Raw genomic sequence first — 15191 nt, forward strand, 5'->3', positions numbered from 1 at the left:
CGGATGGAACACACAAGCGGCGCAGGCCGGAATGGCCTGCGCGGGATCGCTGGTTCAAACGTGTCCGAACGGCGCGAGATACCGGATAGCGCGGCAAGATCCCTTAACGTTTGGGCGCCCGGTGAGTGTGGCGGGCGACATCGTGCGGCGATCCGGGGCCGATCCTTCGCGCCGGTCCTGCTGTGCCTGCCGTGCGAACAAGGAACGGCGCCCGGCGCAGCCGAAGCCGCACCGGGCGCCGCGAGCGCCGTATTCGTTTCGCGTCACATCGAACGAGGACCGTCCGATGCGAGCTTCGATCCGACGTGGACGACTAGCGGTACGTGATGTCCACGGACCAGCCGCGCACCGACCCGGCGTCGCCGCCGACCTGGTCGTTCACGCTCAGGATCCACGTCCCGTCCGGGTTCTTGCGGTCGAACGCGTCAAGCCCGTCCGGCGTCGCGCCCGTACCGCCCGGCGTGTAGTGCTCGAACCCCGTCGGCGGGCACGCCGATCCCATCGGCGCCGCCGCGTCCGAGTCCACCACCGCCTGCATGTTGTCGTCCGCGCCGCAGATCCGGCCCGCCAGCACCACGTCCGCCACCGTCGGGCTCGACACGTCGATCGTGATGTCGCTGTTCCACGTGTGCAGGATGTCCAGCGTGATGTTCACGTCCGCCACCTCGCACTGCGCCGCTCCCGACACCGTCACCAGCGCGTCCGGCGCCACGCCGAACGCCGGGATCGCCACCGGGCAGTTGTCGCACGCGAAGCTCTGCTGCTTCACCTCGCACGCCACCGGCCGATTGTCCACGAACCCCGGGCACAGCGGCAGCGGGCCCATGAAGCAGTACTCGAACAGCGGGTTCCCGTCTTCGTCGTACGTGCTCTCGAACGGAATCCCGCGCTCCCCCGCCGCCTCGTCGCCCGGCACGTCCTCGCCGAGCCGCGCGCCCTTGCGCTCGATCGCCACGGCCCCGAGGCCCACGAGGTTGCGCAGGAAGAAGCCCGTCCCGTCGAACACGTCGTGCTCCCAGAACCACGCGCTGATCACCGCGCTGCCCTTGAACCCGTTGTTGATCCAGCCCCACGTCTGCAGGTCGATGTACTCCACCTGCTTCTCGTTCAGCTTCTGGCAGATGTAGTCGATCAAGCCGTTCTGGTCGTACACGTAGATCACCAAGTCCGTGAAGCCCGGCTTCGGCACCACGTTCGCGATCGCGATCTCACTGGTCATCTGCGAGCTGCCAAGGTCCTTCAGCAGGCTCGGGATCGCGATCAGGCCCACGCCCGCCTCGAAGTTCCCGCCCGAACGCTCGCCGATCTGCCAGTCGAAGATCTTGTGCTCCGGCAGCAGGTTGTACGCGATGCCCTGGGTCGCCGCCGTCCGCGCCGCGTCCGAGTACTCGATCAGCGTCGCCACTGCCACCACGTTCGGCGCCAGCACGTTCGGGTTCCCCGGCGAGATCCACTCCTGGCTCTCCACCCGCGCCGATCCCACCCAGTTCCCCGGCAGCGCCGCCACCAGCGGCAGGAAGAACGTCTGGCTCCCGCGCGGGCAGACCCAGTCGATGAGCGTCGTGATGATGTCCCCGCCGCGGTCCAGGAAGTACACCTTCACCTTGGCCGCCACCACCGGGCTCAGGTTCTGCACCTGGATCGCGCTGTCCCAGCCCTGGTACTCGCTGTACACCAGCGGCGCGAAGCCCACCTGGTTGCCGCCCGTGTACACGGCCTTGCGCGGGTCGAACGTGTAGTTGATCTCCGCCGGCTCGCCAACGTACGTCATCAGCAGGTCGTGCCCGATGATGTCCACCACGATCCCCATCCGCTGCGTCGACCGGATCCACGCGCTGCCCTGGAAGTCCGGCCCGACGCAGTCGTTCGCGTCCAGCTGGTACGTCTCGCCCGGGGCGAGCGTCGCGATGTCGCAGATCACCGCCCGCAGGCAGTCCTCCTGCTGCTGGAACCAGATCTCGATCGACGAGCACATCAGCCCGCCGTTCTGGATGTAGATCATCGAGTTGTAGCCGGCCTTGCTGGCGTACACCAGCGGCACGTAGAACCCGTACCCGCCGTACACGGCGTCGTACACGCCAAGGTGCGTGCCCGCGATCCCGTTGTACTTGCTCGTCACGTCCACACCCGGCGTCACATCGCCCGGGCACGTCCGGTGCACGTCCACCGCCAGCGCACCGTCCTGCGGCGCCGCGCGCGACATGTCGATCCCGTCGAAGATCAGCCCCTCGTCGTACGCCTTCTTGAAGCGGCGGTAATCGTCCGCGTCGCCCACGACGTTGAAGAACAGGACCTCGCAGACGTAGTCGCCCGTGATGTCGTCCTCCGGGATCACGTCGATCCCGTCCTCGGACAGCTGCCGCGCCGAGAGCTTGAACAGGATGCCGGACTTCGAGCCCGTCGGCACCTGGGCGCCGTACAGGTTCCAGCTGCTGCCCGGCTTCAAGAGGCCCGTGCACTCCACCTTCAACGGCCCCGCCGCCTGCGGCGGGCAGAAGCCCGGCTCGCCCCACGTCACGAGCGCCGCCTTGGCGTTAATGCAGCCCAGGTTCTGGACCTCGATCCAGCTCTCGCAGACGTCGTCCTGGCCGAGGAAGTTCAGGATCGGCAGGTGGACCTGGTTGCTCAGCTGCGTGTTCGGGTCGATGACGGACGGGCAGTCCATCAGCACCTCGACCACACCGCTCGAGCGGCTGAACGTGTTCTGGCCGATGTTGAAGCCGTCGTAGTGCACCGTGCCAACGATCGGGATGATCGTCCCGGTCGGGATCGCGCCCTTGATGCGCAGAGAGAACTGGACCGTCACGCTCGCGCCGACGGCGATCGTGCCGTCCCACGTCATCTGCGTGGCCGTGGATGTGCACGTCCCGCCGCCGTCGAGCACGCGGCAATCGAGGCCGATGACGCTGCCCGGCAGGATCGACTCCCACTCCGGTCCGGGGTTGTCCCGCTGCGGCGTGAACGCCAGCGGGCCGGTGTTGCTGAAGCTCTGCGTCACGATGAGGAAGTCACCGACGCCGACGCACTCCGCGTTGTCCTGCTGCGGCGCCAGCGCGCCGTCCACCGCGTTCCACGCCGGTGCGTCCTGCGTCCCGGCGTCCGCTGCGCCGTCGACCGGCGCGGCCGACATCGCCGCCAGCGCCGATGCGATGAGGTGCGTCACCGTCGGATCCGTGATCTCGACATCCGCGCCCGCGCGGACGTTCGTCAGCTGCGTGGCGCTGTTGTTGCCGAGCGACGGGTCGGTCGTCGCCGATGTCGTCGTGCCCGTGTTGGAGATGTTCGTGCCCGGGCTGCCGGGGCAGATCGCGGGCGAGCACGCCGTCGTGATCGGAACGGTGACGACGATGCTCACGCTGCGCGCGCTCGCGGCCCCGGTGCCCGTCGCGCCGAGCCACGTGCACGTGACCGTGCCGCCGCTGCTGCCCACCGCCGGCACGACGCAGCTGCCGCCGGCGCTCGGGGTGGCCGACACGAACTGCACGCCGGCCGGCAGCGTGTCGGCGATGCGAACGTCGGTGGCCGTCCCCGGGCCGTTGTTCGTCGAAGTCAGGTTGTAGGTGAAGTTGTTGCCGGCGATCACCGGGTCGACGGAGTCGGTCTTCGTGAGGAACAGATCCGCGCCGGACTGCACGGCGCAGGCGCTGACGCCCGGCGGGAAGAAGAAGATGCCCCGGCCGTTGGCGAGCGAGCCGCCGACGGGGTTGCAGGAGTAGGAGAGGAAGTTCGTCGCGCCGGGACCATCGATGCCGATCGTCGCCGAGTCGCCCATCGTGCGCGTGCTGGCCTGCACGTCCAGGTACATGAAGGCGATGATGTTGCTCGTCTCCATGAGCTGGACCTGGTAGGTCATGCCCGGCGGCGGCGCCGAGCAGCAGAACGAGGTGTTGTTCCACTGGATGACGAAGATCCGGTTCGGTGCGACGCCGGTGGTCTGGTAGAGCAGCGACGACGGTGCGAAGACGTAGCCGTCGTCCCAGAACGGGCTGAGCTGCAGGTCGTTCAGGGAAATCGGCTGCGGGCATGAGTTGCTGAAGCTGCCACTGCCTGTGCCGAAGGCGACGAACCCGTTCGTCGAGATCGTCGCCGTGCTGAACACCGAACCGTAGTACGTGAAGTTGAAGCCGATCGGGACGGAGAACTGCGAGTCGTCACCCGTGCCGGCCGAGATGCCGCTGGACGCGATGTTGATGAAGTTGAAGCTGCAGCCGCCGGTCACGGGGTTCGTGTCCTGGTAGCGGTAGCCGAAGGCGTCGGGGCCGCCCGATTGCTGGACCCGCTGCGTCGAGTTGGGCTCGGCCGCATCCGCCGCCGGCTGCACCTCGGCCGACTTGTCGGTCGTCGGCGCCATCTGTGCCTGCACGGGGGCCGTATCGCCCAACCAGGCACCCAACGCCAACGCGATCACAGCGGCGAGTGCGAACTGGATCGCGACCCGATTCTTCGTCATGGCGAACCGACCTCCATCTGCGCGTCCCGGGCAACCCCGCGACTCAAGCTCAATGCATACAAGATGCGCAACGTCCAACCAACGTAAACGACTGCCACGCAGGCGTGACGGCCTGCGGGCTGCTCTGATTAACGCCCCGTGAACGGCTGCGATACGGCCTGCGGTGACGAATCGCTCGCCCGTTTGGCCGCGCCCCGCCGGGGCCGGCGTCGCCGCCGCCGTTACCTCTGCAAACGGCCTTGACTCCCCCAGAGGCGATTTCTACAATGGCCGCCCCGCCGGGGGTGCGCTGTACTAGAATGCCCCGGCGCTCGGCGTGGCCCGTTGGCGCCGGCACGTTTGCCGCGGCCGATGGCTGCACCCAGTGCCCCCAAGGAACGCTGATGACGAACCTTTCCGTCACGGACCGCGCCCCTGACTTCGAACTCGTCGACGGCGCCGGAGAGACGCACCGCCTGAGCGACTACCGCGGTCAGGTCGTCGTGCTCGCCTTCTACCCGCTCGACTTCAGCGGTGTATGCACGGAAGAGCACGCGTGCTTCGTGGACAACCTGGCCAAGTTCGAAAAGCTCGACGCCCAGATCCTCGGGATCAGCGTCGACAGCAAGCGCTGCCACGCCGCGTTCGCCAAGAAGGTGGGCATCACCTACCCGCTCCTGGCAGACTTCCATCCCAAGGGTGAGGTCGGCATCCGCTACGGCGTGTACCTCGACGACTACGGCTACCACGGCCGCGCGAACTTCGTGATCGATCCGGAAGGCCGCATCAGCTTCATCCAGGAGATGGTCCCGGATGACCTGCCCGACTTCGACGAGCTCATCGAGGCCGTCAGCGAATCGGCCTGACGGCCCCGCCGAAGCCCCTCATTCCCCGTGATCCCCCGATCGATCCCCCAATCCAAGCCCATATCCCACCACCCCAATAGGAGCACCCTCGATGAGCCACACCCTCCCGCCCCTGCCCTACGACCACGATGCCCTCGAGCCGCACATCGACGCGCGGACGATGGAGATCCACCACGGCAAGCATCACCAGGCCTACGTGACAAACCTGAATGCCGCGCTGGAAAAGCACCCCGACCTGGCGTCCTGGACGCTCGAGGAGCTGCTCCGGCGGATCGACGACGTGCCGGAGGACATCCGGACGGCGGTCCGCAACAACGGCGGCGGCCACCACAACCACTCGCTCTTCTGGTCGATCATGGGCCCGAACGGCGGCGGCGCTCCATCGGGCGCTTTGGCGGCGGCGATCGACGGGGCGTTCGGCTCGTTCGACGCGCTCAAGGAGAAGGTCAACGCCGGCGGCATCGGCCGCTTCGGCAGCGGCTGGACGTGGCTGGTGGCCGACGAGTCCGGCATGCTCCACCTCTACTCGACGGCCAACCAGGACAGCCCGCTCATGCAGGGCCACACGCCGCTCCTCGGCATCGATGTCTGGGAGCACGCCTACTACCTCCACTACCAGAACCGCCGCGCGGACTACCTGACCGCGTGGTGGAACGTCATCGACTGGGCGGCGGTTGCGGCGCGGTTCGCGGGCGTAGAGGGCTAGCGGAGGGCGTGTCGATTGGGTTCGCATCGAGGGCACGGCGTGCCGTGCCCTTGTTGGCCCCACATCCCGGTCCGTCACAACCTGTGCCACCGTGCTCGAGGAGACGATTCACATGGCCACCGAAGTCCGAATGCCGCAGCTCGGCGAAAGCGTCCACGAAGGCACCGTCGGCCGTTGGCTCAAGCAGGTCGGCGACGCGGTGGCCAAGTACGAGCCGCTGCTGGAGGTGATCACGGACAAGGTGGACACCGAGGTCACGGCATCGGAAGCGGGCACGGTGCTCCGGATCGTGGCGGCGGAGGGCGATGTCGTGAAGGTCGGCGCGGTGCTGGCGATCATCGGCGTGGCGGGCGAGGCGGCGGCGGAAGCGGCATCGGAAGCGGCGGCGGCCGGTGGGCCGGGCGCGACGATGGCGGACGCGGCGGCGTCTCCCGCGCCCGCGGCCACCCCGGCCACGGCGACGGATCCGTCGGCCCCGGCCCGCGTCTCGCCCGTCGCGGCGCGCATGGCAGCCGATCACGGCATCGACCCGGCCACGCTGAGCGGCACCGGGCCGGGCGGACAGGTGCGGCGCGAGGACGTCGAGCGGGCGGTCGCCGCGGCGGCCGATGTCTCGGACGATGCGGGCGCCGCAGCATTGGACGATGCGTCGGCCGCATCGACATCGGCCCTCGCGGCGACGACGCCATCCGCGCCCGTCGCCCCGCTCGACCTCAGCCGCAACATCGGCTTCATCAGCCCCCGCGTGGCCCGCGCCGCCGCCGAGCAGGGCGTTGACCTGCGCTACGTCGCCGGCACGGGCCAGGACGGTCGGATCACGGCGCGCGACGTCGAGCGGTTCGTGGCCGCCGGCGGCATGGCGGCGGCGATGGCTGCGGCCGCTGCGGCGATGCCGGCGCCGGCGCCCATCGTGTCCGCCGCGCCGATCGTGCCGACGGAACCGACGGAACCGACGGAACCGACCGTGCCGACCGTGCCGACCGCACCGGCCCCGGCCCCGGCCGGCGCGCCGGCGACGTCGCCCGCGCCCGCCACGGCGCCCGCCAGCACGAACCCGGCGGACTTCATCGGCGAGGTCATGCCGCTCACGCGGATGCGTCGGATCATCGCCGACCACATGGTGAAGAGCATCCAGACCTCGCCGCACGTCGCGACGATCCACGAAGTGGACATGAGTGCGGCGATGGCGGCGTACAAGGCGCAGAAGGACGCCGTCGCCGCCCGCGGCGGCCGGCTGACGATCACGGCGATCATCGTCGATTGCGTGGCCAAGGCGCTCGTGAAGCACCCGCTGGTGAACAGCGCCTGGACGGACGAGGGCGTGCGGATCCACCGGGACGTGAACATCGGCATGGCGGTGGCGATCCCGAACGGGCTGATCGTGCCGGTCATCAAGCAGGCCAGCACGAAGAGCCTCGTCGGCCTAGCCGCCGACATCGACGACCTGGCCAAGCGCGCCCGCGACGGCGCCCTCAAGCCGGACGACATCCAGGGCGGGACGTTCACGATCACGAACTACGGCACGCTCGGCAGCCTGTTCGGGACGCCGGTGATCAACCAGCCGCAGTGCGCGATCCTCGGCACGGGCGCGATCAAGAAGCGCGTCGTCGTCATCGAAACGAAGCACGGCGATCAGATCGCGATCCGCCCGATGATGTACCTGGCGCTGACGTTCGACCACCGGATCCTGGACGGCGGCACGGCCGATCCCTTCATGCGGACGATCACCGAGCTGCTCGAGGGGTACAGCGCGTAGCGCGCATCCCCAGCGTTCCAGTCGTGAAGAGCGTCGCGACCCAGACGGCTCGGTCAGCGTTCTGGTTGACGCTCCTGGCCATCGGCCTTGCTGCCGTCCCCACAGGCGCCCAACCCGCCGACAGCGGCGAGTTCCAGCTCGTCGCGCGCGACCTCGGCGTTGCCCACCCGCCCGGCTACCCGCTCTACACGATGGCCGCGCATCTGTTCGGGCGCCTCGTCCTGGCGGCTTCGGCCGACTTTGGCTGGCCGTGGGCCGTCAACGCGTTCTCGATGGTCCTCGCTGTCGCGACGCTGGCCGTCGTGGCGCGGACGGCGGCACGGGTGGGGGGGACGTGGGTGGCGGGGGCGGTAGCGGCGGTGCTGCTCGCGTTCTCGCCGACGTTCGCGGCGCAGGCGTTGGTGGCGAATATACGGATGGGGACGGGGTTGTTTACGGCGGTGGTGTTGGGGTTGGCGCTGTCGTGGCTGGGCGAACGAGGATCGAACCCACCGACGGCCTACGGCCCTCTCCCCGCGACCGAAGACAGCCCTCACCCCCCGACCCCCTCCCCCAAGTCTGGGGGAGGGGGAGTATCACGGGTTGGGGGGAACAGGACGCTCGTCGCGTTGTGCTTCGTTGGCGCGCTGGCCGCCGGCCACCATCCGACGCTCGCCGCCCTCGCGCTTCCCCTCGGCATCGCGATCATCGCCCGCCGCCGAGCCGTGCTGCGAGATGCGCGCCTCATCGCGCAGTGCCTCGCCGCCGCCCTCGTCGGCCTCCTCCCGCTGGCCTACCTGCCGATCCGCGCCGCCCAAGGCGCCCCGCTCGCCCCGAGAGACCTCGCAACGATCGGCGGCGTCTGGCGCCACGTCACCGCCGCCGGGTTCCGCGGCGACATGCTGGCGATCACCGGGGCGCGGGACTTGGGCGACCGCCTGCTCGTGCTGGCGAACATCCTCCAACTCCAGTTCACGCCGCTCGCCCTCGCGCTGATCGCCATCGGCACGATCTGGCTCCTCGCCCGCCGCCGCGCCGAGGCGGTTGCCCTCCTCGGCACGGCGCTCATCGTCAGCTGGCTGGCCATCACGTATCGCGCGCCGCAGACGATGGAGTACCTCCTCCCGGCTTACATCGCCCTGGCGATCATCGCCGGAACCGCTGCGGGAGTCCTACTTCGTCTGCTCAGATTCCTCCCCCTCCCCCAGCATTGGGGGAGGGGGTCGGGGGGAGAGGGCCTTAGGCCGCCGGCCCCCGCGCGTCTCGCGGACCGCACCATGCCCCTGGCCACCGCCACCCTCATCCTCGCCGCAACCTTCGCCTTCGCCCTCCCCATGCGCGGCCGCGCCCCGCTCCTCGCCCGAACTGCCGTGCCGGACCTGTCCTCGGTCACCCGCCTCGCCACCGACCCCGACTGTCTACCCGCCAGCACGACCGTACTCGCCAGCTGGCACTACGTCACGCCGCTGTGGCTGATGGGTCGGCGGTCGCCAGCCGACGCCGGCTCGAGGGCCGACACGCCGTACGTCACGGCATCGGGCGCGCCGATCGTCTATGTGCACCCGGACTTCGCCACGGGCGATCCGATCGGCGAGACGTGGCGCACACAGGTCACCGCCGCTGCGGTCGGAGGCTCGACCGTGGCGACGAACCGGCCGCGCGAGGTCATCGATGCGGACATCGCCCTAGAGGGCCTCTCCGGCACCCCGTTTTGGCTGCACCGTCCAGGATCGCTCCCACGCCTAAGGTGCGTCACAGATGACCGCTACCCGGGGCTCCGGAACGCGGACTTCGAAACGGCGGAGGAATCGTGGCAGTTGGTAGAAGGTGATATCGAACCCGGACCTGTCGGCCTGGACATCTACCTGGTGATCATGTCGTACGAGAAGCGCCCGTCGGACGGCGTCGTCGCGTTCGCCCAGCTCGTGGACCTCGATGCGGGCGTCGTGGCGGGCCAGGCGGATCGCCCGTTGGGTGACGAGGCGCTCGGCGACGACGCAGGGATGTCGGCGTACGTCGTGCGCCTGCCGCTTGCGCCCTTTCGCGGTATCGACCTGTCGCACCGGCTGGCAGCTGACGTCGGCCTCTACCGGATGACACCCGACGGCCCGCAGCGTCTCGCTATCGGGAGCGTCCGCTACTTCGTAGGTGATTCGCTGCGCTCGCCGAATCTGCTTCGGCCGGCCGACAGTGGCGTCATCGTCGATGGGACCGCAGCACGGCTGTGGATCGTGGACGAAGCGCTCGTCCGAGCGATCGCGAAGGCGGCTGGACCACCAGCTGAGGCCCCGGCGATCCCGTTCGCCAACGCACTGTCCCTCCTCCACTCCACCGTCCACCGCACCCCCACCGCCCTCGTCGTCGACCTCACCTGGCAAGCCGACGCCCGCGCGTTCGCCTCCGACTACACCGTCAGCGTCCAAGCCGCCGCCGCCGACGCCTCCTGGCGCGCCCAGCACGACGGCACCCCGGCCCTCGGCGCGATCCCGACGCTGAAATGGCTCCCCGGGATGATCATCCGCGACCGCCACCGCATCCCGCTGCCGCCCGAGGCCGCCGGGCACGCCGGGCCGTACACCGTGACGGTCGGCGTGTACGACGCGTTCTCGCTGGAGCCGCTGCCGGTGACGGATGGGGAGCTCGTGCGGCAGGGGCAGGGTCAGCGGGCGGTCGTGTTCGAGTCGCCGTAGGGGCGCTGCTTGCTGCGCCCCGATCGCCGCACGCACATCACCGGCTTCACCGCCCTACCGCCCGCCCCAATACGCCCCCGCCGGGCACGGGATCGCCCCCGCCACCGCGCCGTAGATCGCCGCCAGGTCGTCGGCCGTCGGGGCGCGGAAGGCGAACGCGGGTTCGGACGCCATCCGCCGCAGCGCCTCGGCGTCGACGTCTTCGCCCAGGGCGATCGTGAAGACGACGATGCCGCGCGCGCGGGCCATCGCGGCCGCGACCTCGGCCTCGGCGATCGGGCGCGGGTTCGAGCGGCCGTCCGTGAGGAGGACGAGGACGGGCGTGTGGGTCGCATCGCGCCGCGCTTCGGCCAGCGCGTCGATCGCGGTCTCGACGCCGCACACGATGCACGTCTGCGGCGCGACGGCCACCCGGCCGAGGGCGCCGTCGAGGGCGGCGCGGTCGGCGGTCAGCGGCTGGAGGAGCGTCGCGGCGGCGTTGAACGCGATGACGGCCGCGCGGTCGTGGTCTCCGCCGCCCGGTGCGAGGTCGAGACGGTCCAGGAAGCCGCGGACGCCATCGAGGGCGACATCGAGCTTCGTCCGGCCCGACGGCGCCGGCTCGAGCATGCTGGTGGACGCATCGATGACGACCGCGACGTCGGCGTGGCGGGCGGACGGCTTGCAGGCGGCCTCGCGGAGCGCGATGGGCAGGTAGATCGGCCGCGGGAGGGGCGTGGCCGTCGGCGTCGGGGTGGGCGTCGCCGTCGGCGTCGCGGACGGCGTGGCGGTCGGGGCGCGGACGAGGACCTCCGGCACGGGGTAGGTGAAGCGGCGGACGACGCCGTCGCCGTCGAGGTAGTCGAACCAGGCCGCCGTGTTCGTCGGCACGAGGCCGGTCCGCAACGGGCGGACCTGATAGGTCAGCGTGACGGGCGCGCCGAACTCGGCGCCGAATCCCCAGCGCAAGCCTGCGCCGAACGCGATCTGCGGCGGCCGGTTGAACGTCGCCGGCACGAGGTCGACGTCCGGCGACAGCGTGTCGTCCAGCACGGCCGCGCCGGCGCCGGAGGCGATGATCGTGGCCAGCTGGCGGTAGAGCGCCGGCAGGTCCTGTGGGCGCAGGTTGCCGTAGTGCTGCTCCGCCCGGCCGGCGATCCGCAGCAGCAACGTGTTCGCTGCGCCTTCGACGCCGACGGTGAAGATCCGCACGCCGCGGCGCCGGGCGGCCAGCGCCGCCGCCATCGCCTGATCGGGGTCGGATCCGCCGTCGGAGAACAGGACGATGACCTGCCGCGCTTCGGGCCGGGCCGCCTCCGCCAGGTGCGCATCCGCGGCGATCAACGCGGCGGCGATGTTCGTGCCCCCGCCGGCGCCATAACTGGCCGGCACGTCCCGCACGACCGCCGGGTCGCTGGAAAGCGGGTGGAGCAGCCGGGCCGTGTTGCTGAACGTCACGAGGCCGATCCGGTGCCGGCTGAGGTCGATGTCGCCGACGAACGCCTCGACCGCGTCGGCCGCTGCGGTCTGCTTCACGCCGCCCATCGACCCCGATACGTCGACGGCGAGGACGATGTCGGCCACGCTGCTGGCGTCCGGACAGGCGCGCCGGAGCGAGAGCGTCACCGTGACGGTCTCGCCGAGCCAGATCTCGCGCGGCGCCGCGGTCTTGTCGCCTTGGACGCGGCACGGACCGCCGTTCGCGGGCGGCGGCGGCGGCGCGGTCGGGGGCGGGGGCGGTGCGGCAGCCGCGCCGCCGTTCAGATCGAACGTCCACAGCCGGGCCGGTTCGGCGGACTTGATCGCCTCGGCCGCGACGACGAGCCGGCCGTCCGCATCGAAGGCGACGTCCTGGGGCGCGAAGGCGGCCAGATCGATCCGCGGATCGTTCTCGAGACGCCACAGTACGGCGCCGGTCGCGTCGAGGACTCGGACGGTCGAATGGCCGGGCGTCGCGCCGGGCGCCACGCCGGGCGCCCCGGCGGGCGGTCCGTCCGTCCAGCGGCCGACGACCGCGATCAGGCCACCCGGCCCGGCGGCGACGCGCCAGACACCGTCCGCGGGCGGCAGGGCGATCGTCCGCACCGGCCGGAAAGGCGTCCGGACATCCCAGACCTGCACCTGCCGCCCGACCCCGTCGACGGCGGCGATGCTGCCGTCCGGTGCGCGCGCGATGTCGTCCGGGAAGAAGCCCTCTTCGGCCAACAGGTCGATCCGGCCGGCCACCGTCCCGTCGCCGGCATCGAGCATCACTACTGCCGAGTGCTCGGACTGCGCGGCGTAGACGAAGCGATCGTCGACCGCCAGGCCGGCCCCGGTGTCCGAGACCGGCGTTGACCACCGGAGCTGTCCGGCGTCGTCGAAGCGCTCGACCACACCGATCGCCAGATCGCTCGCCGCGCGGCGCCGGACGACGATGCCGCCGTCGGGCAGCTCGGCGACGTCCGCGGCCAGCGGCGGCGGCGTGAACAGCGTCGTCGTGACGCCGGCGCGGTCGAAGCGGATGAGGTCGCGCCGGCGCCCGAACCGGACGATTGCCCGGCCGTCGATAATCGAGACGTTCAGCCCGAACGCATTCGTCGGGGCGCGGTTCACGTTGGGCCCGAGGTCGAGCCACCGGCGCAGCGCGCCGTCGGCGGCATGCCATGCGATCTGTACGCGCGGACCCGCGTGGAGCACGACGGCGAACGCGCCGCCCGGTCCCATCGCCAGCAACGGCGCGCGGGCCGAGGCGATGCGCGTGTCGACGGGATGGACGCCGACGAGGCGGCCGTCCGGGCGAAACGCGCGGAGCTGCCAGTTGCCGGCGGTCGTCGGCTCGAGGACGCCCAGGTGGTCGCCGTCCGGGTAGCCCGCCAGCATCCCGGCGCCGGCGGCCAACCCTTCGACGGCCCAGAAGTCCGTTCGCCGGCCGTCGGGCGTCAGCTTGATCACCCCCCAGGCGGCTGTCGGGTCGAGCACGTACCGCGCGCCGGCGCCGTCGACGGCGATGCTGCCCGGCAGCGCCCGCCGGTTCGGCGCACCCAACGGGACCGTCGGCCCCGATCGCTCGATGCCCGGCCCGAAGCCCGTCAGCCCGTCCGGGCTGAACGCGACGATCCGTCCGCCCGGCCCGGGCGCCATCGCGAGCGGCAGCCCTCGGTCGTCCCCGTCGCCGCCCGGCACGTTCCAGGTGCGCTGGGTGTAGGCGCTGCCCGCCAGCGGATGCGCGGCGACGACGAGGCGGCCAGCCGTCTCGCGGAACGCGCCGACGACGCGCTGCGTGAACGGCTCGAACGTCACGACGGACGGCACGTTCCAGCCCAGCATCCCACCCCACACGATCCGGCCGTCCGGGTCGATCGCGCTCAACTGCGGCCGGTTGTAGCACGTCGCCACGATGTGGAGCACGCCGTTCGCCGCAAACCCGGCCCCAGGCACGCCCGTCGGCGCGCCGATGTTCGGGCAGAGGCTCGTCGCAGCGACGACCTCGGCGCCCGCCGACGGCGGGATCGGCCAGTCGCCGGACAGCGTGAACGTGGCCGCGGTGCGGGCGGCGGCGGCGGCGGCGCGGGCCGGCGAATCATCGTCGGCCGTGTGCAGGCCACCGGCTGCGGTGAGCGGGATGGCCGCCAGCGCCATGCCCACGGCGACGCACGCAGCGACGGCCACCGGCGAGGCGACGCGGGCGGCGGACGGGCGATGGCGGGCGGGACGGGTGGGCGCGGGTTGGGTAAGTGGATGCATCGCTGATCTGGTTTGGGCGCAGGAGGGAAGGTCGGCGAGCGGCAGCTCGGGCACACGATAGGCAGGACCGGAGCGCGACGCAACCGCGTGCCGAACTTGACCCTCGTCACCGGGCAGCCAAGACTTCGCGCCAGGCGCCGATTCCCCCCGGCAAGCCAACCTCACGAGGAGCCCCCGCATGATCGAGACCTCATACGGCCCCGTCGATCCCGTCCACTGCCATCCTTACATTCGCGCGGAGATCGACCTCCTCGCCGGCGCCGACCCCTTCGCCACCCAGCGCGCCCTGCCCGACCGCCTGTCCGCCGCGCTCGCCGGCCTGCCGGACGAGGCGATCGACTTCCGCCCCGGCCCGGCCGAGTGGTCGGCGCGCGAGGTGCTGGCCCACCTCGTCCACAGTGAGATCGTCTACGGCTACCGCTACCGCAGCATCGTCGCCGAGCCCGAAGCGCCGATCGCCGGCTACGACCAGGAGCGCTGGACGCCGCGCACGCCGGAGCGCCGCTGGGATGTCGCGACACTGCTCGAGCACCTCCGCGCGCTCAAGGCCGTCAACGTCGCGTTCCTGGAGCAGACGACACCCGACGAGCGCGCCCGCTGGGGCCTGCACAGCGAGCGGGGCAAGGAGAGCCTTGCGGCGTTGATCGGCGGCATCGCCGGGCACGATGTGATGCACGAGCGGCAGATCGACGCGAACATCGCGGCGTGGCGCATCACCCCAACGTCACCGCCGTCCCATACGCCAACACCTCCGTCGCCCCGTTCATGAACTCCGTCGCGTCATACCGCATGCCGATGATCGCGTGCGCACCGCGCTCGACGCCGTGGGCGACCATGAGCTCGAACGCCTCCTGACGCGCGGCCTCGCAAACGCGGGTGTACTCGATGATGTTGCCGCCGAACACGCTCCTGAGCCCGCCGACGAACGCCTGGCCGATGTTCGGCGTGCGCACGACGATCCCGCGGACGACGCCGAGATAGGCGGCGATCGGACGGTTGGCGACGTCGTTGCCGGTCGTGACGATGAGTTCCGTGGACATGGGGCAGGACTCCTTGGCTG

The 15191-nt window shown here is 70.9% G+C and carries 8 protein-coding genes; 5 read left to right on the forward strand and 3 right to left on the reverse strand.

Translation table 11 applies throughout. The features are described 5' to 3' along the window. Nucleotides 1-313 precede the first annotated feature (313 nt). Nucleotides 314-4450, reverse strand: a complete 4137-nt coding sequence (locus tag IPG72_12765; GenBank protein ID MBK6769856.1) for a DUF11 domain-containing protein — start codon at nt 4448-4450, stop codon at nt 314-316. Nucleotides 4451-4833: 383 nt separating this feature from the next. Here IPG72_12765 and IPG72_12770 point away from each other — a divergent pair, with 383 nt between their 5' ends. From IPG72_12770 to IPG72_12785, 4 genes are all read left to right on the forward strand, one after another. Beyond that, nucleotides 4834-5295 (forward strand): redoxin domain-containing protein, encoded by a 462-nt coding sequence (locus tag IPG72_12770; GenBank protein MBK6769857.1) that lies wholly within the window; start codon nt 4834-4836, stop codon nt 5293-5295. Between the two features lie 91 nt (nt 5296-5386). Continuing rightward, on the forward strand, nt 5387-6001 hold the full coding sequence (locus tag IPG72_12775; GenBank protein MBK6769858.1) for a superoxide dismutase: 615 nt from the start codon (nt 5387-5389) through the stop codon (nt 5999-6001). 112 nt (nt 6002-6113) lie between these two features. Next, complete coding sequence (locus IPG72_12780; GenBank protein MBK6769859.1) at nt 6114-7757, forward strand: 2-oxo acid dehydrogenase subunit E2; 1644 nt, start codon at nt 6114-6116, stop codon at nt 7755-7757. 23 nt (nt 7758-7780) lie between these two features. Continuing rightward, nucleotides 7781-10426, forward strand: coding sequence for a DUF2723 domain-containing protein (locus tag IPG72_12785; protein ID MBK6769860.1), 2646 nt, complete (start codon nt 7781-7783; stop codon nt 10424-10426). 54 nt (nt 10427-10480) lie between these two features. Here IPG72_12785 and IPG72_12790 read toward each other — a convergent pair whose 3' ends face one another. Continuing rightward, entirely contained in the window at nt 10481-14131 is a 3651-nt protein-coding gene (locus tag IPG72_12790) for a VWA domain-containing protein (protein ID MBK6769861.1), read from the reverse strand. Nucleotides 14132-14309: 178 nt separating this feature from the next. Here IPG72_12790 and IPG72_12795 point away from each other — a divergent pair, with 178 nt between their 5' ends. Next, nucleotides 14310-14900 carry a DinB family protein gene (locus IPG72_12795; protein MBK6769862.1) on the forward strand — a complete coding sequence of 197 codons (591 nt, stop codon included), beginning with the start codon at nt 14310-14312 and terminating at the stop codon, nt 14898-14900. Here the strand turns inward: IPG72_12795 and IPG72_12800 are convergent. Continuing rightward, nucleotides 14845-15171 carry a YbjQ family protein gene (locus IPG72_12800; protein ID MBK6769863.1) on the reverse strand — a complete coding sequence of 109 codons (327 nt, stop codon included), beginning with the start codon at nt 15169-15171 and terminating at the stop codon, nt 14845-14847. The genes IPG72_12795 and IPG72_12800 overlap by 56 nt on opposite strands. Nucleotides 15172-15191 lie beyond the last annotated feature (20 nt).

It is taken from the genome of Candidatus Avedoeria danica (genome assembly GCA_016703025.1).
In the GTDB taxonomy this organism is placed as follows: Bacteria; Chloroflexota; Anaerolineae; order Epilineales; family Epilineaceae; genus Avedoeria; species Avedoeria danica.

Bases quoted from the DNA above. Each gene is read 5' to 3' on its own strand.
- IPG72_12765 (MBK6769856.1), bottom strand. From the start codon at position 4,450: ATGACGAAGAATCGGGTCGCGATCCAGTTCGCACTCGCCGCTGTGATC.
- IPG72_12770 (MBK6769857.1), top strand. From the start codon at position 4,834: ATGACGAACCTTTCCGTCACGGACCGCGCCCCTGACTTCGAACTCGTC.
- IPG72_12775 (MBK6769858.1), top strand. From the start codon at position 5,387: ATGAGCCACACCCTCCCGCCCCTGCCCTACGACCACGATGCCCTCGAG.
- IPG72_12780 (MBK6769859.1), top strand. From the start codon at position 6,114: ATGGCCACCGAAGTCCGAATGCCGCAGCTCGGCGAAAGCGTCCACGAA.
- IPG72_12790 (MBK6769861.1), bottom strand. From the start codon at position 14,131: ATGCATCCACTTACCCAACCCGCGCCCACCCGTCCCGCCCGCCATCGC.
- IPG72_12795 (MBK6769862.1), top strand. From the start codon at position 14,310: ATGATCGAGACCTCATACGGCCCCGTCGATCCCGTCCACTGCCATCCT.
- IPG72_12800 (MBK6769863.1), bottom strand. From the start codon at position 15,171: ATGTCCACGGAACTCATCGTCACGACCGGCAACGACGTCGCCAACCGT.